At 66.9% G+C, this 21,422-nt stretch carries 18 protein-coding genes; 11 read left to right on the top strand and 7 right to left on the bottom strand.

Annotated features, from left to right (window positions below; all coding sequences use genetic code 11):
- Positions 1-62: 62 nt before the first annotated feature.
- Together OOB33_RS11915 and OOB33_RS11920 are read left to right on the top strand one after the other, a co-directional pair.
- Positions 63-917: a GIN domain-containing protein gene (locus tag OOB33_RS11915; RefSeq protein WP_271008824.1), complete on the top strand. Its 855-nt coding sequence runs from the start codon at positions 63-65 to the stop codon at positions 915-917.
- 151 nt (positions 918-1,068) lie between these two features.
- Entirely contained in the window at positions 1,069-1,911 is an 843-nt protein-coding gene (locus tag OOB33_RS11920; RefSeq protein WP_271008825.1) for a MipA/OmpV family protein, read from the top strand.
- A gap of 9 nt (positions 1,912-1,920) precedes the next feature.
- Here OOB33_RS11920 and OOB33_RS11925 read toward each other — a convergent pair whose 3' ends face one another.
- Together OOB33_RS11925 and OOB33_RS11930 are read right to left on the bottom strand one after the other, a co-directional pair.
- The gene (locus OOB33_RS11925; protein WP_271008826.1) at positions 1,921-2,895 is read right to left on the bottom strand and encodes an aldo/keto reductase; all 975 of its coding nucleotides are present in this window, start codon (positions 2,893-2,895) and stop codon (positions 1,921-1,923) included.
- Positions 2,896-3,017: 122 nt separating this feature from the next.
- Positions 3,018-4,244 (bottom strand): 6-phosphofructokinase, encoded by a 1,227-nt coding sequence (locus OOB33_RS11930; RefSeq protein ID WP_271008827.1) that lies wholly within the window; start codon positions 4,242-4,244, stop codon positions 3,018-3,020.
- A gap of 169 nt (positions 4,245-4,413) precedes the next feature.
- Between OOB33_RS11930 and ald the strand changes: the two genes are divergently transcribed.
- A complete protein-coding gene (ald, locus tag OOB33_RS11935) occupies positions 4,414-5,529 on the top strand; it encodes an alanine dehydrogenase (RefSeq protein ID WP_271008828.1) in 1,116 nt (371 codons plus the stop codon).
- Positions 5,530-5,637: 108 nt separating this feature from the next.
- Positions 5,638-5,940, top strand: coding sequence for a DUF883 family protein (locus OOB33_RS11940; RefSeq protein WP_394341050.1), 303 nt, complete (start codon positions 5,638-5,640; stop codon positions 5,938-5,940).
- Between the two features lie 86 nt (positions 5,941-6,026).
- Here the strand turns inward: OOB33_RS11940 and OOB33_RS11945 are convergent, their stop codons facing one another.
- Positions 6,027-8,276, bottom strand: coding sequence for a putative bifunctional diguanylate cyclase/phosphodiesterase (locus OOB33_RS11945; protein ID WP_271008829.1), 2,250 nt, complete (start codon positions 8,274-8,276; stop codon positions 6,027-6,029).
- A 186-nt stretch (positions 8,277-8,462) separates the two neighbouring features.
- Here OOB33_RS11945 and OOB33_RS11950 point away from each other — a divergent pair, with 186 nt between their 5' ends.
- Both OOB33_RS11950 and OOB33_RS11955 read left to right on the top strand, forming a co-directional pair.
- Positions 8,463-8,888 carry a phage holin family protein gene (locus tag OOB33_RS11950; protein WP_102769885.1) on the top strand — a complete coding sequence of 142 codons (426 nt, stop codon included), beginning with the start codon at positions 8,463-8,465 and terminating at the stop codon, positions 8,886-8,888.
- Positions 8,889-8,893: 5 nt separating this feature from the next.
- A complete protein-coding gene (locus tag OOB33_RS11955) occupies positions 8,894-9,307 on the top strand; it encodes a hypothetical protein (protein ID WP_102769886.1) in 414 nt (137 codons plus the stop codon).
- An 18-nt stretch (positions 9,308-9,325) separates the two neighbouring features.
- On the opposite strand, the gene OOB33_RS11960 is transcribed toward OOB33_RS11955, so the two are convergent.
- Together OOB33_RS11960 and OOB33_RS11965 are read right to left on the bottom strand one after the other, a co-directional pair.
- On the bottom strand, positions 9,326-11,704 hold the full coding sequence (locus OOB33_RS11960) for a YgiQ family radical SAM protein (protein ID WP_271010042.1): 2,379 nt from the start codon (positions 11,702-11,704) through the stop codon (positions 9,326-9,328).
- A 252-nt stretch (positions 11,705-11,956) separates the two neighbouring features.
- On the bottom strand, positions 11,957-12,634 hold the full coding sequence (locus tag OOB33_RS11965) for a TetR family transcriptional regulator (protein WP_271008830.1): 678 nt from the start codon (positions 12,632-12,634) through the stop codon (positions 11,957-11,959).
- Between the two features lie 246 nt (positions 12,635-12,880).
- Here OOB33_RS11965 and OOB33_RS11970 point away from each other — a divergent pair, with 246 nt between their 5' ends.
- From OOB33_RS11970 to OOB33_RS11980, 3 genes are read left to right on the top strand one after another with little or no spacing between them, the layout of a single operon-like run.
- Complete coding sequence (locus OOB33_RS11970; RefSeq protein WP_394341052.1) at positions 12,881-14,152, top strand: efflux RND transporter periplasmic adaptor subunit; 1,272 nt, start codon at positions 12,881-12,883, stop codon at positions 14,150-14,152.
- Between the two features lie 15 nt (positions 14,153-14,167).
- Positions 14,168-17,338, top strand: coding sequence for an efflux RND transporter permease subunit (locus OOB33_RS11975; RefSeq protein WP_271008831.1), 3,171 nt, complete (start codon positions 14,168-14,170; stop codon positions 17,336-17,338).
- On the top strand, positions 17,339-18,745 hold the full coding sequence (locus tag OOB33_RS11980) for an efflux transporter outer membrane subunit (protein WP_102769891.1): 1,407 nt from the start codon (positions 17,339-17,341) through the stop codon (positions 18,743-18,745). It abuts the gene before it with no gap.
- 106 nt (positions 18,746-18,851) lie between these two features.
- Here the strand turns inward: OOB33_RS11980 and OOB33_RS11985 are convergent, their stop codons facing one another.
- A complete protein-coding gene (locus OOB33_RS11985; RefSeq protein ID WP_271008832.1) occupies positions 18,852-19,127 on the bottom strand; it encodes a VF530 family protein in 276 nt (91 codons plus the stop codon).
- Positions 19,124-19,714, bottom strand: coding sequence for a 1-acyl-sn-glycerol-3-phosphate acyltransferase (locus OOB33_RS11990; protein ID WP_102769893.1), 591 nt, complete (start codon positions 19,712-19,714; stop codon positions 19,124-19,126). Before OOB33_RS11990 ends, OOB33_RS11985 begins: the two co-directional genes overlap by 4 nt.
- Before the next feature lie 284 nt (positions 19,715-19,998).
- On the opposite strand from OOB33_RS11990, the gene OOB33_RS11995 reads away from it, so the two are divergent.
- Both OOB33_RS11995 and OOB33_RS12000 read left to right on the top strand, forming a co-directional pair.
- Positions 19,999-20,496, top strand: a complete 498-nt coding sequence (locus tag OOB33_RS11995) for a hypothetical protein (RefSeq protein ID WP_133155313.1) — start codon at positions 19,999-20,001, stop codon at positions 20,494-20,496.
- A gap of 7 nt (positions 20,497-20,503) precedes the next feature.
- Complete coding sequence (locus OOB33_RS12000) at positions 20,504-21,403, top strand: response regulator (protein WP_165794715.1); 900 nt, start codon at positions 20,504-20,506, stop codon at positions 21,401-21,403.
- The last annotated feature ends 19 nt before the right edge of the window (positions 21,404-21,422 follow it).

Below are 21,422 nucleotides of genomic sequence, written 5' to 3' on the forward strand. Positions count from 1 at the left end.
ATCGACGCCCAGAGGGCCGGCCCGCTCGTGCGTGGCGGTGGCGTCTGCTGCCCCTGATTGGCATGTTCGGGCTTGTGCTGGGCCCGTGCGTCTGGGCGCGGGAGTCGGCGGCGGGCCCTGCGAGCCAGGCGGCTGCGCCGGCCCTGGTCCGCCAGGCCCTGCCCGCATTCAGCAAACTGCAGCTCGACGGTGCCATGGATCTGCAGCTGCTGGCCGCGGCGGACGCGGCCAGTCTGGAACTGCCGGCCGGCCGCGTGCGGGCCTGGGTGGACGGCGAGACGCTGCACCTGATGGCGCCGACCCTGGGCGCGGTGGCCAGCGATCTGGGATTGCAGGCGCGGCCGCAGCTGCGTTTGCAGCTGACGAGCGAATCGCTGCAGTCCATTGAGTTGCGCGGCTCCAGCCAGGTGCAGATCGGCCGACTGCAGGCTGGGCGACTCAAGCTCGTGCTGAGCGGCTCGGGCAGCCTGCGGGTCGAGCAGCTGGAGGCCGGTCAGCTGGACCTGAATGTGCATGGCTCGGGCCATCTGAACCTGGGTCAGGTGCATGCACAGCGCCTGGGCCTGCATCTGAGTGCTTCGGGCCAGGTGCAGATGGCCAGCTTGCGTGCCGAACAGCTGGAGGCTCGCCTGCGCGCCTCGGGCGGGGTGAGCGTGGGCACAGGGCGCGCCGTGCAGCAGGAATGGGTGATGTCGGGCAGCGGTGATGTGCGTGCGGCCGGGCTGCAGGGGCAGCGTGCCACCTTGCGCGCCTACGGCAGTGGCGATGCAGATCTGGGCCGGCTGGAGCAGTTGCAGATCAGCCTCTATGGCTCGGGCGATGTCAGCTATGCCGGCCAGCCGATGCTGCAGCTGTGGATGCCGGGTTCGGGCTCGCTGCGGCCGCGCTCCGAAGAGGCTCTGGCCGGCATGCCTTGAGGGCCCTGGCGTGCGATGCGCGCCCCGGGCCACCTGGCGCTTCATGTCGCCTTCATGCGCAGCGCCAGACACTGAATTGCCCTTGACGAACTGCCTGCCCCGCGGGGCGACGCAGCCTTCTTGACCTTGATGTAGAGCGAACGACACGACGATGAAACCGATGCAATCTCTGGCCTTGACGGCCCTCTTCACGGCGGCCCTGGCCGCCAGCTCCGCCGCTTCGGCCCAGGCGCCCCAGGCCGGTGCTGCCCCCAGCCAGGCCTCCGGTGGCCCCGCCCATGGTCCCCGCTGGGGTGTGGCAGCCATCAGCCTGCCGCGCTATCCGGGCGCCGATCGCCAGCAACTGCTGGCCGCGCCCTTGATCGAGGCGCGCTTCGGTGAGCATTTCTTTGCCAGCACCTTGCAAGGTGTGGGCGCCGACTGGCGCCCGGCCGAGGGCCTGAACCTCAGCGCCGCGCTGGTGCTGGATCCGCACTGGCGCCGCCGCAAGGACATGCCCGCAAGCTGGGCCGCGCTCGACGAAGTCAAGTTCGCCGCCGCCCTGCGCCTGGCGGCCGAATGGCAGCTGGAGCGCTTCACTGTGCAGATCAGCAGCAACTCGCGCCTGGGGACCTTGGTGCAGGGCCGCCAAGGCGCCAAGGACCTCAAAGGTGGCCACAGCCTGCAGTTCGATGCCAGCTATGGTCTGCTGGCCACGCGCAGCCTGTCCCTGGCCGTGGGTGTCAGTGCCGAGGCCATGGACAAGCGCCTGGCTCAGGCCTTGTTCGGTGTCAACGCGGTGCAGGCCGCCGCGGCCCAGCTGCGCCAGCACCAGGTCAAGGCCGGTCTGAGCAGCCTGGGCGTGTTCGCCCAAGCCATGGTGCCGGTGGACAGCGACTGGACCTTCAGCGCCCGCCTGGGCCTGAACAGCCTGCGCGGCGACGCCGGGAATAGCCCCCTGGTGCAGAAGAAACGCCAGCCGGTGGTGGCGCTGAGCATCAGCCGGGCGTTCTGAAGCCCCGCCTCAAGGCAAGGCCTGACCCCGCGCGCTGACGTAGAGGCGGTACCAGTCTTCGCGGCTCAGCTGCAACTGAGTCGCGGCGCCGCAGGCCAGAATGCGCTCGGGCTGGCTGCTGCCGATCACCGGCTGGATGCCGGCCGGGTGGCGCAGGAGCCAGGCCAGGACGATGCTCTCGGCCGGCGCCTGGTAGCGCGCCGCCAACTCGCGCACCAGGGCAGAGGTGGCCTGACCACGGGCATCGTCCGGCGCTGCCGCACCGCTGAAACGGCCCTGGGCCAGGGGGCTCCAGGCCTGCAGCTGCACCCCCTCGGCCTGACAGTGCTGCAAGGTGCCAGCCCAGGGCAGGGCGCTGGCGCTCTGGCCATCGTTGAAGCTGCTGTCCTGGGCCAGCCAGTCGAGCTTGCCCAGGCTCATCTCCAGCTGGTTGGCCACCAGGGCTTGGTCCAGGGCCTGCTGCAGCCAGCGCATCTGGCTGGCCTGCATGTTCGAGACCCCGAAACACCGCACCTGGCCGCGCTCCTGGAGATGGCGGAAGGCCTGGGCGATTTCCTCCGGCTCCATCAAGGGGTCGGGCCGGTGCAGCAGCAGCAGGTCCAGATGGTCCGTGCCCAGGCGTTCAAGGCTGCCCTGCACCGAGGCGATGATGTACTCGGCCGAGAGGTCATAACGCCCCGGGCCCGCGTCATCGGCAAAACGGATGCCGCACTTGCTCTGCAGGATGAGCCCATCACGCAGCGAGGGCTGGCGGCGCAGCAGGGCGCCAAAACAGCGCTCGGCCCGGCCGCGCTTGTAGATGTCGGCATGATCGAAGACGGTGATGCCGATCGAGCGGGCCGCTTCCAGCGCCGCGTGGGCCTGGGCGATGTCGGCCTCGCCGATGTCCTGGGCATCCCAGGGCCCGCCCAGGCTCATGCAGCCCAGGACCAGGCGGCTGCTGCCGGGCAAGACTTTGTTCAGCGGGAGAGGTGTGGGCTTCATGGGTCAGCGGCGCAATGCGTTCCAGGCGGGAGTGGGAGGCTGACTGTAACGAAGCCGGGCCGCTTCGGTGCGAGCCAGGGCTCGCCGCGGCTGGCCCTGGCATTGTTTGAAACCGGACGGGCTCAGCCGCGATTCAGGATCTTGGGCACGGCGTTGGGCCGCAGGCGGAAAGCGTCCGGCATGCCCGAGCCCAGAAGCGGGCGCAGGTAGAGGCGGAAGGCATCGGTGACGTTGGTGCCGCAGGGGCTGATGAACTCGTCTTCCATCACCCGGGTCTTGCCGGCCACATCCGCCAGGGGCAGCAGCTCGTAGTCCACCGAGTAGGTGCCGGTGCGCTTGATCGCCACCGAGCCGGAGCTGCGGCCACCCGCACCGTGGAAGGCGAACTGCACGGCTTTTTCGCCCACCTCACGCGCCTCGCGCTGGTCCACATCGGAGACGCAGCCGATGAAGCTGCGCTGCAGATAGCCGAAGGTGTCACCGCGCACGCGCTTGATGCCCAGGCGGCTCTTGATCTCCTCGCACAGCAGATCGGCCAGGGCGCCGTTGCCGGAGAGCTGCACATTGCCATGGGCATCGCGCTCCAAGTCCTTGGCCAGTTGCGCAGCAATCGGCTGGCCGCTGGCGTCGTGGATGCCCTCGGACACGGCGATCACGCAGCGGCCATGGCGGTCGAACATGGCCTTCACATCGGCCAGAAAACGCTCCAGCTCGAACACCCGCTCGGGCAGGTAGATCAGGTGCGGGCCGTCGTCGGGGAACTTTTTGCCCAGGGCCGAGGCCGCGGTCAGAAAGCCGGCATGGCGGCCCATGACCACGCCGACGTAGACGCCGGGCAGGGCCGCGTTGTCGAGGTTGGCGCCGGCAAAGGCCTGTGCGACAAAGCGCGCGGCCGAGGCAAAGCCGGGCGTGTGGTCGTTCAGCACCAGATCGTTGTCGATGGTCTTGGGGATGTGGATGCAGCGCAGCGGGTAGTTCGCGGCCGCGGCTTCCTCGCTGATGATGCGGGTGCTGTCGGAGGAATCGTTGCCGCCGATATTGAAGAAATGGGTGATGCCGTGGGCCTGCAGCACCTGGAAAATCTTGTGGCAGTAGGCCGCATCGGGCTTGTCGCGGGTGGAGCCCAGGGCCGAGGAAGGGGTTTGTGCGACCAGCTCGAGGTTGTGACTGGTCTCCTGGGCCAGGTCCACAAAGTCCTCGTTCAAGATGCCGCGCACGCCGTGGCGAGCGCCGTAGACGGCGCTGACCCCGGCCTGCCGGCGCGCCTCCAGCACCACGCCGACCATGGATTGATTGATGACCGCGGTGGGGCCGCCGCCCTGGGTGACGAGGATCTTGCTGGGGGGCATGGAGGTTTCCTGGCTGGAGGGGGTGAATGGGCGACGAAGGGCTCCGTCGGCTTTCCGCATTAGCGGGGCTTATCGATCTGAAGTGTCATGAATTTCACTTCACTTCGCAAGGCAGGCGGCGTACAAAGAGGCACCCCAACTCGGCCACAGAGCCACGGAGACAAAAACCATGCTGATCGGCTGCCCCAAGGAAATCAAGAACCATGAGTACCGCGTTGGCCTGACCCCGGCCAGCGTGCGCGAGTTGACCAGCCGCGGCCACCAGGTGCTGGTGCAGACCCAGGCCGGTGCCGCCATCGGCCTGAGCGACGAGCAATATGTGGCTGCAGGCGCCCAGATCGCGCCCGATGCCGCCAGCATCTTCGCCAAGGCCGAGATGATTGTGAAGGTCAAGGAGCCTCAGCCGCAGGAATGCGCCATGCTGCGCGAGGGGCAGATCCTCTACACCTATCTGCACCTGGCCCCAGATCCAGAGCAGACCGCAGCCCTGGTCAAGAGCGGCGCCATCTGCATCGCCTACGAGACCGTGACGGGCCCGGGCGGCGGCCTGCCCCTGCTGGCGCCCATGAGCGAGGTGGCCGGGCGCATGTCCATCCAGGCCGGTGCGGCGCATCTGGAGAAGAGCAAGGGTGGCATGGGCGTGCTGCTGGGCGGCGTGCCCGGCGTGGCGCCGGCCCATGTGGTGGTGATCGGTGCCGGCGTGGTGGGCAGCCATGCACTGCAGATGGCCGTCGGCCTGGGCGCCCGGGTGACGGTGCTGGACAAGAACGTCGATCGCCTGCGCCAGCTCGACCTGGTCTTCGGCAACCGCATCTGCACCCAGTATTCCAATGTACAAAGCGTGGAGGAGGCGGTGCTGGCGGCGGACCTGGTGATCGGCGGTGTGCTGATCCCGGGCGCCGCCGCACCGAAACTGGTGACGCGCAGTATGGTCTCGCGCATGAAGACGGGCGCCGTGGTGGTGGATGTGGCGATCGACCAGGGCGGCTGCTTCGAGACCTCGCATGCCACCACCCACGCCGATCCGACCTTTGTGGTGGACGGCGTGGTGCACTACTGTGTGGCCAATATGCCCGGTGCAGTGGCCCGCACCTCGACCTTTGCCCTCAACAATGCCACCATCGGTCATGCGGTGGCACTGGCCGACAAGGGCTGGAAACAGGCCTTGATCGACAACCCGCATCTCTGCGCCGGTTTGAATGTGGCCCAGGGGCACTTGACTTATGAGGCAGTGGCCCGAGATTTGGGTTACGAGTACGTGCCGGCCGAAGCCTTGTTCAACTGAAGACGCGCAGCCCTGGCCTGGGCTGCGCAGAGAGCCGGGCGTGCTTGTGAGCCCGTGTACGCGTATGTTGAGCATCAATCCCAACCAGGAGGTACAACCATGTCCAGCTTGAACCAGTCCCAGAAAGACCGTTTGATGAGCGATCTGCATGCGGTGGTCGCCGAAGCCGAGAGCTTGCTGCGAGCCACCGCCGGTTCGGCCGGTGAGGGCGCGAGCGAGTTGCGCGCCAAGGTGCAGGACAGCCTGGACCGGGCCAAACGCAATCTGCATGACCTGCAGGACGCTGCGGTGGAGAAGGCCAAGGCCGCCGGCCGCGCCACCGACCATTACGTGCACGAAAACCCCTGGCAGTCCATTGGCGTGGCCGCCGGTGTCGGCCTTTTGCTGGGCATGTTGATCGCCCGCCGCTGAACTTTCAGCGCCAAGAAAAAGCCCCGCAGCGTTGGTGCTGCGGGGCTTTTTTCTTGTTGAGGCCGTGCCGGCGACCGCTGCAGGCCTCAGCCCAGGGCGGCGGGCTGCTCCATCCAGCGCTCCAGCTGATCGGCCTGCATGGGCCGGGCAAACAGATAACCCTGGCCTTCGTGGCAGCCGAGCTCCAGCAGTTGCTGGCGCTGCTCTTCGGTTTCGATGCCCTCGGCGATCACGGTCAGATTGAGGCCGCGGCCGAGGTTGATGACCATTTGCGCGATGGTCGAACCGGCGCTGGAGGTCTGGGCTTCGCGCACAAAGGCGCGGTCGATCTTGAGCCGGTCCACATCGAGCTGGCGCAGATGGCTGAGCGAGGAGAAGCCGGTGCCGAAGTCATCGATGGCCACGCTGACGCCGCAGTGCTTGATGTCAGCCAGGATGTGCATCACCAGCTCCGTGTCCTCCATGGCCATGGATTCGGTGATCTCCAGCTCCAGATTGCGCCCGTTCACACCGGTGTCGCGCAGTGCGCTGGTCAGCACCTCCATGAAACCGGGGTGGCGGAACTGCGCCAGTGAGACGTTGACGCACATGCGGAAGTCCTCATGTCCCAGATCCAGCATGCGCTTAAGCTGGTGGCAGGAGGTGCGCAGCACGAACTCACCGATGCTGATGATCAGCCCTGATTTTTCGGCCAGCGGGATGAACTGGTCCGGCGGCACGAAATTGCCTTCCTCGGTGCGCCAGCGCAGCAGCGCTTCGGCGCCGATGGCTTTGGCGTCGGACAGGCGCACCTGGGGTTGGTAGACCACGAACAGGCGGTTTTCCTCGAAGCCGGCGCGCAGGCCTTTGAGCAGCTTGAAGCGCTCGCGCGCATCGGTGCCCATGGCCGAGGAGAAATACTGGGACGAGCCTCGGTGCTGGGACTTGGCCTGCTTGAGCGCGATCTGCGCGTCGAGCAGCAACTCCGAGCCCACCGCGGCGGACTCGGTCAGGCGCACCAGGCCGGTGGTGGCCGAGAGCTGGAGGCGTTCGCCCGAGACGGAAAATGGCTCCAGGAAGACGCGCTGGATGTTGTCGGCGCTGACATGCTCGCTCGGGCCCAGCAGGCCAAAGGTGTCGGCGCCGACCCGGGCCATGGCCGTGTTCAGGCCCAGGGCTTCGCCCAGGCGCAGCACCACGGCACGCAGCACCTGGTCGCCAAAGTGGTGGCCGAAGGCGTCGTTGATGTCGGAGAAGTCGTCGATGTCGATCAAGGCCAGGGTGACATCGGCCGGGTCTTTGAGGTTCTTGTCCAGCAGCTCGACAAAGCGGTTGCGGTTGGGCAAGTGCAGCAGCTGGTCGTTGTAGGCCTGGTCCAGCAGTTGGCCATAGAGCACCACATTCTCGAAACCGACCGAGATGTTGGAGCAGAAGGCACGTAGGAGCTGCTGGTCGGTCTCGCTGAGGTCGCGGCCCACATCGACCCAGGCCGCCATGGGCCGGCCGTTGCTCATGCCGAAATACAGGCAGGTGCCTTCGTCGTAGATGTTCTGGCGCTGCTCCAGGCATTGCTGCAGACGCTCGCGTACGGTCTTGATCTGCACGGCCGAGAGCGGTGAATTGATCATGCCGCTGTACTGGCCCGCCGCGGCAATCACGCGGACTTCGGCGTCGTTGTCCACGCCGACCTGGGCGCAGACCAGCCCCTCGGGCAGGATGCCCAGCATGGCGCAGAGCTGGGTGACCACGCCTTCGGCAAAGCGGTGCAGGCCGCGCAGGCGGCTCAGCTCGGTGCTGGCATCGACGATCAACTCCAGGCCGCGGCGGTTGGCTTCCAGCGCGCAGATCTGGCGGTAGGAACGGATGGCGGCGGTCAGCACCGTGTAGAGCCGGGTGCGGGTCAGCTCGGACTTGGTCTTGTAGTCGTTGATGTCGTAGGCCTGAACCGTCTCGATTTCAGGCGCGTAGCCGGGCTGGCCGGTGCGCAGCACGATGCGCACGGCACCGAGCTTGAGTTCCTCGCGGATGTAGCGCACCAGCTGCAGGCCGGCGTCTTCGGATTCCATCACCACATCCAGCAGCACGACCGCCAGGTCGGGCTCGCAGGCCAGCACCTGGCGCGCTTCTGCCGCCGAGGTGGCATGCAGAAAGCTCAGGGGCAGGCCTTCCACCAGCAGGCCTTGCATGGCCAGCTCGGTGGCCTTGTGGACATCACCGTCGTCGTCAACGATCAGCACGCGCCAGGGGTGAACCAGATGGGCGTCATTTGCGTCCGCGTGCTCGGGGCTGTCCAGGAACTCCAGCAGATCGTCGTCGCCCTCTTCATCGGGCATGGCCGGACTGTTTGTCTCGCGCATGAGGGCCTGTGCTCCAGCCTATGGATTGACAATAGCGTAAGGGTATTTCATTCTGTACCCGGTCGCCATGCGCGCAAGTGCCTATTTGGTGGCACTCACGACACATGCAGATTGGGGTTATAGAGCATTTGCTTGCCTCTGATCGCCACAAAAGCACGACAAGACGATCACATATGGGAGACCACGATGACCATGCCCGGTTCGCTGCCTGAGCCCGAAGCGCAGGCAGGCGGGGCCCTGCCGCCGCCAGCCCCTCCTGCCCCCGGCCCGCTGACGCGCTTGCCGGCGCAGTTGATGGAGCTCTTACAGACCCGCATCGAGCTGCTGTCCACCGAGCTGGAGGCCGAGAAGTTGCGCCTCTTCGGCGCGCTGGTGCAGATGCTGCTGGCCTTGCTGCTGGCCGGTGGCGCCCTGTTCATGGCCAGCCTGGCGGTGCTGATGTTCTGCCCTGAAGCCTGGCGGGGCTGGGCGGCCTTGGGGCTGATGTCGGCTTATGCCCTGCTGGCGGCCTGGGCCTGGCGTGGCGCGCGGGCCCAGCTGAGCCGACCCAGCGGCTTGTTCGCAGCCACGGTGGCGGAACTGGCGCGCGACCGCGCCAGCCTGGGAGGCTGATCGCCATGTTGTTTCAACGCGAACTTCAAGAGCTGCAGCAGCGCCAACTGGCCTTGCGACTGCGCAATATCGAGCTGCGCGCCGAACTGGGCGGCAGCGTCCGTGAGCTGATGCAGCCGCTTCAGATGGCGCGGAGCTTCATGGCCGGCAGCTCCGAGCTGGGCACCGCAGGTGCCCGCGGCTGGTGGAGCTCAGGCCTCGTCGCCCTGGCGGCCTTGGGTCTGGGTTGGGCGGCGCGACGCCGCATGCACGCGGGCAGCGCGGCACAGGCAGCGAACGGCCCGGTCGAGTCTCTGCTCGGCTGGTTGCGCCTGGGTCTGCGGGTCGCGCGGCTGTGGCGGGAGTTCAGCCGGGCTGGCGCAGGGCTTGACGGCCGGCGCCCGAGCGCGGCCAGCGCGGCGTCCGACACCGGGCTTTGAGCGCCCGGTGCCGCGCGCTCAGCGCGGCCGTTTGACGCCGCGCGAGGCGGTGACCGGCGCTTTGCCGCCCGCCGTCGTGCGCGTGCCCGGGGCCGGCGAACGAGCGGGCTGCGGGCTGCCCAGCTTGCCGCTGGCGCGCTGGGGCGCCGCCTTGCCGACCGGGCGGCTGCCGTTGTCACGCGGCGGCAGACCGGTGTGCTGGGTCAAGACCTGACCCTGGCGCGGGGTCTGGGGGCTTGAGCCGGGGTGCTTCAAACCTTGTTTGGCCAGGGGCTTGGCCACCGAGGTACGCACGCCGGTGGGCGTGGAGTTCTTGCGGCGGGCACTTTCGTAGCTGCCGTCGGTCACCGGCTGGTAGGTCGGGATCAGGTGGTGCTTGCCATTCCCGATCAGGTCTTCGCGGCCCAGGGTCTTGAGCGCCTCGCGCAGCATGGGCCAGTTGTTGGCATCGTGGTAGCGCAGGAAGGCCTTGTGCAGGCGGCGGCGGCGCTCGCCGCGGACGATGTCCACGGTCTCGCTGGTCTCGGCGCTGCGGGTGATCTTCTTCAGCGGGTTCTTGCCCGAGTGGTACATGGCCGTGGCCGTGGCCATGGGGCTGGGGTAGAAGGTCTGCACCTGGTCGGCGCGGAAGCCGTTCTTCTTCAGCCAGACCGCGAGGTTCATCATGTCCTCGTCCGAGGTGCCCGGGTGGGCGGCGATGAAGTAGGGGATCAGGTACTGCTTCTTGCCGGCCTCTTCGCTGGCCTTCTCGAACATCTGCTTGAACTTGTCGTAGGTGCCGATGCCGGGCTTCATCATCTTGGACAGCGGGCCGCCCTCGGTGTGCTCGGGTGCGATCTTCAGGTAGCCGCCCACATGGTGGGTGACCAGCTCCTTCACATACTCGGGCGACTTGATGGCCAGGTCGTAGCGCAGGCCCGAGCCGATCAGGATCTTCTTGACCCCGCGCAGCGCCCGCGCACGGCGGTACATCTGAATCAGCGGGCCATGGTCGGTGTTCAGGTTCTGACAGATGCCCGGATAGACACAGCTGGGCTTGCGGCAGGCGGCCTCGATCTCGGGGCTCTTGCAGCCGATGCGGTACATATTGGCGGTCGGGCCGCCGAGGTCGGACACCACACCGGTGAAGCCCTTGACCTTGTCGCGCATCTCTTCGATCTCGCGGATCACCGAGTCTTCGCTGCGGCTCTGGATGATGCGGCCCTCGTGCTCGGTGATCGAGCAGAAGGTGCAGCCGCCGAAGCAGCCGCGCATGATGTTGACGCTGAAGCGGATCATCTCCCAGGCCGGGATCTTGGTCGCGCCGTCATGGCTGCCGTTTTCGTCGGCATAGCGCGGGTGGGGCGCGCGGGCGTAGTTCAGGTCGAAGACATGGTCCATCTCCGGCGTGGACAGCGGGATCGGCGGCGGGTTGATCCAGACGTCGCGGTCGCCGTGGCGCTGAACCAGGGCGCGGGCATTGCCGGGGTTGGTTTCCAGATGGAGCACGCGGTTGGCATGGGCGTAGAGCACCGGGTCGCTTTTGACCTGCTCATAGGCCGGCAAGCGGATCACGGTGCGCTCGCGCGGCGGCATCTGGATCTTGCCGCTGGGTGCGGTCGCCTGGGGCTTGCGCACGATGGCGATGGGCTTGGCGCCGTCTTCCAGGCCCGGTGCTTTCACCTGGCCGGTCACGCAGGAGGCGGCCTTGCTCTCGGCCGTTTCTTCAATGGTCTGGTAAGGGCTGATCAGGGTGTCGATGCGCCCGGGCTGGTCGACGTTGGACGAATCCAGTTCGAACCACTCAGACGACGTCGGATCGTCGGTGCGGCGCATGAAGGCCGTGCCGCGCACATCGGTGATGCTCTCGACCGGCTGGCGGGCGGCCAGGCGGTGGGCAATCTCGACGATGGCCCGCTCGGCATTGCCGTAGACCAGCAGATCGGCCTTCGAGTCCACCAGCACCGAGCGGCGGACCTTGTCCTGCCAGTAGTCGTAATGGGCGATGCGGCGCAGCGAGGCCTCGATGCCGCCGATGACGATGGGCACATCGTTCCAGGCTTCCTTGCAGCGCTGGGTGTAGACCAGGGTGGCGCGGTCCGGCCGTGCACCGCCCAGGCCGCCGGGCGTGTAGGCGTCGTCACTGCGGATTTTCCGATCGGCCGTGTAGCGGTTGATCATCGAATCCATATTGCCGGCCGCGATGCCGAAGAACAGATTCGGCTTGCCCAGCACCTTGAAGGGATCGGCGCTCTGCCAGTCGGGCTGGGCAATGATGCCGACGCGGAAGCCCTGGGCCTCCAGCGTGCGCCCGATCACCGCCATGCCGAAGCTGGGGTGGTCCACATACGCATCTCCGGTGACGATGATGATGTCGCAGGAATCCCAGCCCAGCTGCTCCATCTCGGCCCGGCTCATGGGCAGGAAGGGGGCGACGCCAAATCGCTTGGCCCAGAACGGGCGGTAGGCCGTCAGGGCTTTTTGGGGTTTCGGCGGGGTGATGGTGGGGTGTGCGGACACGGCGGCAGTTTCCGAAAGAGCAACCCGCGATTGTCCCAGGCCTGAGGGCAAACCCGAGAGCAGCCGTTAAATTTGCGGGGTATTCCGTGTGGAAATGCGGCAGGGCAGGGCGCCTGGGCCTTGCGGAGCCGGTCGGCACGCCAGCGCAACTCAATCTTCGCGCTTCAATCCCTGGCAGATGCCTTGCTGGCCGAGGCGGGCGATTTCCTCCGCGGTCATGGGCGGCAGCAGTGGTTCGGCGCAGGCACTTGGGCTGTGGCTCAGGCTGTTGAGAAAGCCCTCGATGGCGGTCTGCCCCACATCCATGAGGTCAAAGGACTCGGGGTCCATGATCCATTGATGCAGCAAGCCGTCCACCAGGGCCACCAGGGCGACGGCCGCACGGCTGGTGTTCAGGCTCGGTGGCAGTTGGCCGATCTCGATGGCGTGCTCAAAACACAGGCGGTTCTGCTCACGCCAGTTGCGGTGCGATTGCAGCTTTCGCTCCTTGAGGGCCTGCATCTCGCCGGTGTACTCGACTTTTTGCATGGCGATCTCGAATACACGCCGGGTGCGCTCGTTGTGCATGGCCGAGTAAAAGACGTTGACCAGGCCCCAGCGCAGATCGCGCAGGCTGAGCACGCCCTTGGCATCGACATTCATATCCATGCCTTCTTCCAGGGGCATGGTGGCGCGATCCATCATGGCGTCGAAGAGCTCGGCCTTGTCCTTGAAATGCCAATAGATCGCACCGCGGGTGACCCCGGCGCTGAGGGCGATGTCCTGCAAGGAACAGCGTGAGACGCCGCGCTGTTGGAACAGCTGTTCCGCCGCGTCGAGCAAGCTCATGCGTGTTTCTTGTGCTTCTTGTTTGGTTTTCCGGGCCATGGTGTAGGGATTTTACGCGATTTAACATACATGCGCGAATGTATGTATATACTGCTGACCGTTCTGCAACAGCCCCAAGGTCTGAGCGTGCCTGACATGTGTCGCCGGCGCTTGATCTGAAGCAAGATGCCCGACACGCCACATCACCCTTCCTCGATCGCCCCCGCTGCGACGCACGCTCTGCCACATCAAAGGACAAGCCCGATGCTGCCCTCCCAACTTCAATCTCCTGAAGCCCCAAATTCCGCCCGCGAGGCCCTGCGTGCCCGTGCGCTGTATGTGCTGCCATTGGCCATTGCCGTGGCCGCTGTGTTGACCGGCTGCGGCGGCGGTGACAAGGCCGCCGCCGGCCCGGGCGGTGGCGGTATGCCGCCGCCGGCTCCGGTCGGTGTGGTCAAGACCGAGTTGCAGGCCGTGGGCCTGCAGACCGAGCTGCCGGGCCGGGTGGAAGCCCAGCGCACGGCCCAGGTGCGCGCCCGCGTCAACGGCGTGGTGCTCAAGCGCCTGTTCACCGAAGGCTCCGAGGTCAAGGCCGGCCAGGTCTTGTTCCAGATCGATCCGGCGCCGTACCAGGCTGCCCTCGACAGCGCCCAGGCCAGCCTGGCCAAGGCGCAAGCCAATCTGGCCCAGGCCGCCGCCCAGGCCGAGCGCAACAAGCCCCTGGTCGAGGCCCGCGCCATCAGCCAGCAGGAGTACCTGAGCAGCGTGGCCGCCGCCAAGGCCGCCGAGGCCGATGTGGCCGCTGGCAAGGCCGCCGTGCAGAGCGCCAAGCTCAACCTCGGCTACGCCGCTGTCACGGCGCCGATCTCGGGCCGCATCGGCCGTGCTCTGGTGACCGAAGGCGCCCTGGTCAGCGCTGCGGAAGCCACCCAGCTGGCCCTGATCCAGCAAACCGGCAGCGTCTACGTCAACTTCACGCAGAGCGCCAATGAAGTGCAGCAGCTGCGCCGCGCCCTGGCCGGCGGCAAGCTGCGCGCCGCCGGTGCCCAGGCCGCCCAGGTTCGTGTCGTCCTGGACGATGGCAGCGAGCTGGCCAAGCCCGGCCGCCTGCTGTTCACCGACCTGAGCGTCGATGCCGCATCGGGCCAGGTCAGCCTGCGCGCCGAGGTGCCCAATGCCGAGGGTCAGCTCTTGCCCGGCCAGTATGTGCGCGTTCGCCTGTCGCAAGGCGAGCTGCCGGCCGGCATCCTGCTGCCGCAACAGGCGGTCAAGCGCAGCAACCAGGGCGATTCGGTCCTGGTGGTCGGTGCCGGCAACAAGCCCGAACCGCGCATGGTCAAGGTCGGCAGCGCCCAGGGCAACCAATGGGTGGTGCTGGATGGCTTGAAGCCGGGCGAGCAGGTCATCGTCGACGGTTTCCAGAAGATGTTTGTGCCCGGTGCGCCGGTCACGCCGGTGCCTTGGTCTGCGGCTGCGGCCGCCTCGGCGCCCGCGGCATCGGCCGCACCCGCCGCTCCGGCCTCGGCCGCCAGCCGCTAATCAGAGGTTCACAACATGGCACGTTTCTTCATTGACCGGCCGGTCTTTGCCTGGGTGATCGCACTGTTCATCCTGGTCTTCGGCGCGGTCTCCATCACCAAGCTGCCGGTGGCGCAGTACCCCACGGTCGCGCCGCCCGCCCTGTCCATCAATGTGGTTTACCCTGGCGCTTCCGCCCGGACCCTGGACGAAAGCGTCATCTCCGTCATCGAGCAGGAGCTCAATGGCGCGCCCAAGCTGGCCTATCTGGAATCGGTCAGCCAGGCCAACGGCACCGGCGCCATCACCGTCACCTTCGAGCCCGGCACCAATTTGGAGCTGGCCCAGGTGGAGGTGCAGAACCGCCTGAGCCGCGCCTCGCCGCGCCTGCCCGCTGCGGTGACGCAACAGGGCGTGCGCATCGACAAGGCCGGCAACAACTTCCTGCTCTTCGTCATGCTGTCCAGCAAGACGGGCACGCTGGACACCAAGGCCCTGGGTGACTATGCCGCGCGCAACATCATCCCCGAGCTGCAGCGTCTGCCCGGCATCGGCCAGGCCCAGCTGTTCGGCACCGAGCGTGCGATGCGCATCTGGCTGGACCCGGCCAAGCTGCTGTCCTTCAACATGAGCCCGGCCGAGGTCAATGCCGCCATCCGCGCGCAAAACGCGCTGGTGCCGGCCGGCTCCATCGGCGAGCTGCCCAATCTGTCCGAGCAGACCATGTCGGCCACCGTGGTGGTCAAGGGGCAGCTGGAGAGCGCCGAGCAGTTCAAGAACATCGTCTTGCGCGCCAACACCGACGGCTCCAGCGTGCGCCTCAAGGATGTGGCTCGCGTCGAGCTCGGTGGCCAGAACTATGGCTCCTACTCGCGCCTGAACGGCAAGCCGGCCACCGGCATCGGCATCCAGCTGGCCCCGGGCGGCAACGCCCTGGCCGCGGCCACCGCGGTCAAGGAGCGCATGGCCGAGCTGCAAGCCTACTTCCCCGAGGGCGTGGCCTACGAGGTGCCTTACGACTCGTCCAAGTTCGTCAAGATCTCGATCACGCAAGTGGTTGAGACCTTGGTGGAGGCCGTGGTCCTGGTGTTCCTGGTGATGTTCCTGTTCCTGCAGAACTGGCGCTACACCCTGATTCCCACCATCGTGGTGCCGATCGCCCTGCTGGGCACCTTCGCCATCATGTTGTGGATGGGTTTCTCCATCAACGTGCTGACCCTGTTCGGCATGGTGCTGGCCATCGGTATCTTGGTGGACGACGCCATCGTGGTGGTGGAGAACGTCGAGCGCATCATGAACGAGGAGGGGCTGCCGCCGCTGCAGGCCACCCGCAAGGCCATGGGCCAGATATCGGGCGCCATCATCGGCATCACCGTGGTCCTGGTCTCGGTCTTCGTGCCCATGGCATTCTTCGCGGGTTCGGTGGGCAATATCTACCGCCAGTTCTCGCTGGCCATGGTGGCCTCCATGCTGCTGTCGGCCCTGATGGCGCTGACCCTGACCCCGGCCCTGTGCGCCACCTTGCTCAAGCCGGTGGAAGCCGGCCACGGCCACGCCAAGACCGGTTTCTTCGGCTGGTTCAACCGTGGTTTCTCGCGCACGGCCAAGGGCTATGAAGGCTGGGTGGCCAAGCTGCTCAAGCGCAGCGGCCGCATGCTGCTGGTCTACGGCGTCATCGTCGCCGCCGTCGGCCTGATGTACACCCGCATGCCCACCTCCTTCCTGCCCAATGAAGATCAGGGTTATCTGATCGTCAATGTGCAGCTGCCCCCGGGCGCCACGGCCAACCGCACCGAAGCGGCGGTCAAGCAAGTCGAAGACTTCATGCTGGCACAGCCCGAGGTGCAGAACACCGTGGGCGTGATCGGTTTCTCCTTCTCGGGCCAAGGCCAGAACGCCGCCCTGGTGTTCGTGCCGCTCAAGCCCTGGGAAGAGCGCATCGGCCCGCAGCACAGTGCTTCGGCCCTGGCGGGCCGTGCCTTCGGCGCGATGATGGCGGTGCGTGATGCCTTTATCTTCCCGCTCTCGCCCCCGCCGATCCCCGAGCTCGGCACGGCCACCGGCTTCGCCCTGCGCCTGCAGGACCGCGGCGGCCTGGGTCATGAGGCCTTGCTGAACGCCCGCAACCAGCTGATGGGCATGGCCAGCAAGAGCAAGCTGATCACCGGCATGCGCCCGGACGGTCTGGAAGATGCACCGCAGCTTCAGCTGGACATCGACCGTGACAAGGCGGCTGCGCTCGGCGTGAACTTCGACGCCGTGGCTGCCGTCATCGGCACCCAGCTGGGTTCGGCCTATGTCAATGACTTCCCGAGCAACGGCCGCCTGCAACGAGTGGTTGTGCAAGCGGAAGCCCAGGCTCGCATGCAACCGGAAGACCTGCTGCGCTTGAATGTCACCAACGTCAAGGGTCAGAGCGTGCCGCTGTCGGCCTTTGCCACCACCCACTGGATCACCGGCCAGATGCAGGCCACGCGTTACAACGGCTATCCGGCCATGCGCCTGGCTGGCGATGCAGCCCCCGGTGCTTCCACCGGCGCGGCCATGGCCGAGCTGGAGCAGATGGTCAAGCAGCTGCCTCCCGGCATCGGCTACGAGTGGACCGGTCTGTCGCGTGAAGAAAAGCTCTCGGGTTCGCAGGCCACCATCCTGCTTGCCTTCTCGCTGCTGGCCGTGTTCCTGTGCCTGGCCGCGCTCTACGAGAGCTGGTCCATCCCGTTGTCGGTGCTGCTGGTCGTGCCGCTGGGCCTGCTGGGTGCGCTGATGGGAGCGAGCTTCCGTGGCATGCCCAATGACGTGTACTTCAAGGTCGGCCTGATCACCATCATCGGCCTTTCCGCCAAGAACGCCATCCTGATCATCGAGTTCGCCAAGGACTTGCAGGCCGAAGGCAAGGGGCTGATCGAGTCCATCCTCGAGGCCTGCCACCTGCGCTTCCGTCCCATCATCATGACCTCGCTGGCCTTCATCCTGGGCGTGACGCCGTTGTTCTTCGCCACCGGCGCGGGCTCGGCCAGCCAACGTGCCATCGGCACCGGCGTGCTCTCGGGCATGGTGTCGGCCACGGTTCTGGCGGTGATTTTTGTGCCGGTGTTCTTCCTGGTGGTGCGCCGCGTGTTCAAGGGCAGCGAACGCCAACGCCGCATCTACGCCCATCAGGCCGATGGTGCCCAGCCCAGCGGTGCTTTGCCCGCCGAGGAGGTTTGAATGGAAAACAACAAGACCTTTCGCAAGACCCCGATGCTGCGTCTGAGCGCGCTGGCCTTCGCAGCCCTGAGCCTGTCGGCCTGCGGCAGCCTGGCCCCTGAGCATGCGCGCCCGGCCGCCCCGGTGGCCGCGCAGTGGTCGGCTCCGTCCGCCACGAGCGGCACGGCCGCGGCCGAGCTGAGCTGGCAGAGCTTTTACGGCCGGGACGAGCGCCTGCGCGCCCTGATCGATCTGTCACTCAAGAACAACCGCGATCTGCGCGTGGCCCTGCTCAATGTCGAGCAGGCCCGCGCCCTGGCCCGCGTCAGCGAAGCCAGCCGCCTGCCCACGGTCAACGCTGGTTTCAGCGCCAGCCGCCAGCCCAACAGCAATGGCGTGGGCAGCAGCAACAACTTCCAGGCGGGCCTGCAGGTCACGGCCTATGAGGTCGATCTGCTGGGCCGGGTGAAGAACCAGGTCGATGCCGCCACGGCCCGCTACCTGGCCACGGCCGAAGGCAGCCGCGCCGCCCAGATCAGCCTGGTGGCCGGCGTGGCCTCGGCCTATCTGGTGCTGCAGGCCGACGAGGAGCTGTTGCAGCTGGCCCAGCGCACTCTGGCCTCGCGCGAAGACACGCTGCGCCTGACCCGTCTGAAGTTCGAGGCGGGCGCGGCGTCCTCGCTGGACCTGAGCGCGGCCGAGTCGGCTGCAGCCGCCACCCGTGCGGCCGTGGCCCAGCAGCAGCGCCAGCGTGCCCAGGACGAGAACGCCCTGGTGCTGCTGGTCGGTCAGCCCTTGCCGGCTGATCTGCCGGCGGGCCAGCGCCTGCAAGCGCAAAGCCTGGCCGATGTGCCGGCCGGCCTGCCTTCTGAGGTGTTGGTGCAGCGCCCCGATGTTCTGCAGGCCGAGCAGCAGCTGCGTGCCGCCAATGCCAATATCGGCGCGGCCCGCGCGGCCTTCTTCCCCAGCATCACCCTGACCAGCAATCTGGGCACGAGCAGCTCGCAGCTGTCCGAGCTGTTCAAGAACACGGCCTTCAGCCTGGTCGGCCAGGCCTTGATGCCGATCTTTGATTCGGGTCGCAACGAGGCCAATCTGCAAGCCGTCAAGGCGGCCCAGGGCGTGGCCGTGGCGCAGTACGAAAAGGCGGTGCAAACCGCCTTCCGTGAGGTGGCCGATGCACTCGCCGGCCGCGCCACCTTTGGCGAGCAGCTGCAGGCCCAGGCCGCGCAGACCGCCGCTGAATCGCAGCGTTTGAAGCTGGTGGAACTGCGCCATGCCAACGGTGCCTCCAACAGCCTGGAACTTCTGGACGCCCAGCGCGCCGCCTTCGCGGCCGAGCAAGCCTTGCTGCAAGTGCGCCTGGGCGCCTTGCTCAACGGCGTGCAGCTGTACAAGGCCTTGGGCGGCGGCGTGAAGTCCAGCTGATGCGCTGACGATACGCTGCAGCCCCAGCAAAAAGGCGCCCGGTCGATGTTTCGACCGGGCGCCTTTTCTTTTCCGGTGACTCTTGGCTGGAGCGAGCCGACCTGGCTCAGCGGCTGCGCGCCTGCTCTCGCTTCATGAACAGATAGAGGCTCTCCACCTTGGCGCGGGCCCAGGGGGTTTTGCGCAGGAACTTGAGGCTGGAGCTGACGCTGGGGTCTTGCTGGAAGCAGCGGATGGGGATCTGCTCGCCCAGTTCACGCCAGCCGAAGTAGTGGGCCAGCTCGGTGACGATGGTTTCCAAGGTGATGCCGTGCAGCGGGTCTTTGCTCTTCTTCGCGGGAGCGGCCGGGGGCGCCGACGGGGTGTCGTGCTGCTCGCTCATTGGTGGTCGAACTGCGAGGCGTTCTTGCCTTTGAACTGGGCGTAGAAGGCCTTGATCTTGACCATATCGGCCTCGATGTCACCGCTGGGCACGAAGATCGGGCCCAGGCCGCTGAGCTTGCGCTCGTAGTCCATGTAGGCCATCACGATGGGCACCTGGGCGGTGTGGGCGATCCAGTAGAAGCCGGTCTTCCAGTAGCGGGTCTTGCTGCGCGTGCCCTCGGGCGGCACGATCAGTTGCACCGCGCCATCGGCGGCCACCAGGGCCGCGGCCGATGCGGCCACCAGATTGCTCGATTGCTCGCGGTTCACGCTGATGCCGCCCAGCCAGCGCATCACCGGGCCGAAGGGCCAGCGGAAGATCTGCTGCTTGCCCATCCAGTAGACATTGAGCCGCAGGGCGAAGGCCACCATCAGCGTGTAGGGCAGGTCCCAGTTGCTGGTGTGCGGGGCGGCGATCAGCACGCATTTGGGGTGGGCGGCGGGCAACTGGCCGTCCAGGGTCCAGCCGCGCAGCTTCAAAAAGGCGATGGAGAAGCCGCGCAACAGGCTGTTGACGACGGGCGTGGTGAAAATGGTTCTGTGCATGGGAGTGGGGCGCGGCGAACCGGTGATTATCCCGCCCCGCTCAGGCTGGGTGCCGGTAGCTCTGCCTGTTTTTGCGGCAATCCAGCAAAGATTCCGTGAAATCAAGCACTTGCGAGCGGCGTGCGCAGGCTGTGCACGGACTTGTCCACAGACGCTGTGGAGCGAGTGTGTGCCCCGCGCCTGCGGCCCGGGCGCCGAAGAAAGCCGGTCTTGGCCGCTTTGCTCGGGCTTTGGCCGCCGGCCGCTTGCGCGGACACTCAGCCCCAAGCCTTGGAGGTGGTTGAGTGCACGAAGGGGTTGTTCTGAGCAATTTGGCGCGCGCCTGGTCAGGCTTGACCGGGCAGAGCTGTGCCTTTGCGCCGGCCGCCGAGCCCCCCACGCCGCAGGCCGATGACGCCTGCTTCATGCTGCCCATCACCGATTGCGTCACTGGCTTCAGCAGCCATCCGCGCGCGCTGGTGCTCCTGCTCATGGGCGCGGCCGAGAGCCAGGCCCTGGCCGCGGCCATGTTCGGCCTGCCGCCCGAGCAGCTGAGCCCGGCCGACCTGCAGGACGCCGGCGCCGAGCTCTGCAACATCCTTAGCGCCAGCCTGATGGAATGCCTGGATGACGCCAGCCTGGCCAACCTCGGCCTGCCGCAACCGCTGGACCGCCAGCAGTGGCCCGAATACACGCACCGCGGCGAACGCCGCGCCCTTTTTGTGGTATCCAGCGACCAGCCCCGCCGGCTGGCCGTGATGCTGACTGACATCCATCGTGATGGCAGCTTTTGCCGCGAGTGAAGAGATCATGCAAACAGCCAATCTAGCCCCACTGCGTGTCCTGATCGTCGACGACAGCCGAGCCATCCAGGCCATCATCCAGCGCGTGCTGCAGGCGGCCTCCCTGGGCCCGCTGCAGTTCGAGTTGGCCATGGATGGCGAGCAGGCCTTGCGCCTGGTCACCAGCTTCGAGCCCGATCTGGTCATCTCCGACTGGCACATGCCCAAGGTCAGCGGCTTGGAGATGCTGCAGACCCTGCGCCAGATCGGCCGCCACGAGATCAAGGTCGGCTTCGTCACCACCGAGACGGGCGAACGCCACCTCTCGCAAGCGCGCAGCAACGGAGCCATCTTCGTGATCAACAAGCCCTTCAAGGACGAGGACCTCTTGCGCGAGGTGCAGGCGGCCCTGGCCTCCTGCCGCGAGGCGGCCAAGGGCCCGGCGCCGGCGCTGGAATCGGCCGAGGCGCTGAACCGCTTGATCAAGAGCCAGATGCGCGAGATTCCCTTCCGCCTGATCCCGGCACCGGGCCAGGGCCTGAACGACCTCAAGCTGCCCCACAACCTGGCCATGTATGTGGCCGAAGGGCAGAAGACCCCGCATGCGCTCGGCATCCTCGATGTCAATGCCTGCTGCATCCTGGGCGGCGGCGGGGCACAGCTGCAGCCGCCGCCGGTGCGCCTGGCGCTGAGTTCGGGCGTGCCCACGCCGGAGATGATGGCCCAGGCCGATCTCTTCTTGCGCTCGGCCGCGGGCATTCTGACGCGCGAACCGGGCTCGCCGGCGGTGACGCTGAAGGTGGTGAATCTGGTGGCCAAGCCCTTCGACAAGCTGCGCAGCCTGATGGAGCGCGACATCGGCCGCAGCGACTACCGTCTCTCGGTGCCGGGCTATGGCGAGGGCCGCATGGCCTTTATCCGCCTGTGAGCATCGCCCGCCTGGACGA

This window comes from Paucibacter sp. B51, from assembly GCF_027863535.1.
GTDB lineage: Bacteria > Pseudomonadota > Gammaproteobacteria > Burkholderiales > Burkholderiaceae_C > Paucibacter_A > Paucibacter_A aquatilis.

What these genes read in the sequence shown, in the direction of transcription:
- OOB33_RS11915 (WP_271008824.1), top strand. Translation starts at nt 63, where the DNA reads ATGTTCGGGCTTGTGCTGGGCCCGTGCGTCTGGGCGCGGGAGTCGGCG.
- OOB33_RS11920 (WP_271008825.1), top strand. Translation starts at nt 1,069, where the DNA reads ATGAAACCGATGCAATCTCTGGCCTTGACGGCCCTCTTCACGGCGGCC.
- OOB33_RS11925 (WP_271008826.1), bottom strand. Translation starts at nt 2,895, where the DNA reads ATGAAGCCCACACCTCTCCCGCTGAACAAAGTCTTGCCCGGCAGCAGC.
- OOB33_RS11930 (WP_271008827.1), bottom strand. Translation starts at nt 4,244, where the DNA reads ATGCCCCCCAGCAAGATCCTCGTCACCCAGGGCGGCGGCCCCACCGCG.
- ald (WP_271008828.1), top strand. Translation starts at nt 4,414, where the DNA reads ATGCTGATCGGCTGCCCCAAGGAAATCAAGAACCATGAGTACCGCGTT.
- OOB33_RS11945 (WP_271008829.1), bottom strand. Translation starts at nt 8,276, where the DNA reads ATGCGCGAGACAAACAGTCCGGCCATGCCCGATGAAGAGGGCGACGAC.
- OOB33_RS11950 (WP_102769885.1), top strand. Translation starts at nt 8,463, where the DNA reads ATGACCATGCCCGGTTCGCTGCCTGAGCCCGAAGCGCAGGCAGGCGGG.
- OOB33_RS11955 (WP_102769886.1), top strand. Translation starts at nt 8,894, where the DNA reads ATGTTGTTTCAACGCGAACTTCAAGAGCTGCAGCAGCGCCAACTGGCC.
- OOB33_RS11960 (WP_271010042.1), bottom strand. Translation starts at nt 11,704, where the DNA reads ATGAGCCGGGCCGAGATGGAGCAGCTGGGCTGGGATTCCTGCGACATC.
- OOB33_RS11965 (WP_271008830.1), bottom strand. Translation starts at nt 12,634, where the DNA reads ATGAGCTTGCTCGACGCGGCGGAACAGCTGTTCCAACAGCGCGGCGTC.
- OOB33_RS11975 (WP_271008831.1), top strand. Translation starts at nt 14,168, where the DNA reads ATGGCACGTTTCTTCATTGACCGGCCGGTCTTTGCCTGGGTGATCGCA.
- OOB33_RS11980 (WP_102769891.1), top strand. Translation starts at nt 17,339, where the DNA reads ATGGAAAACAACAAGACCTTTCGCAAGACCCCGATGCTGCGTCTGAGC.
- OOB33_RS11985 (WP_271008832.1), bottom strand. Translation starts at nt 19,127, where the DNA reads ATGAGCGAGCAGCACGACACCCCGTCGGCGCCCCCGGCCGCTCCCGCG.
- OOB33_RS11990 (WP_102769893.1), bottom strand. Translation starts at nt 19,714, where the DNA reads ATGCACAGAACCATTTTCACCACGCCCGTCGTCAACAGCCTGTTGCGC.
- OOB33_RS12000 (WP_165794715.1), top strand. Translation starts at nt 20,504, where the DNA reads ATGCAAACAGCCAATCTAGCCCCACTGCGTGTCCTGATCGTCGACGAC.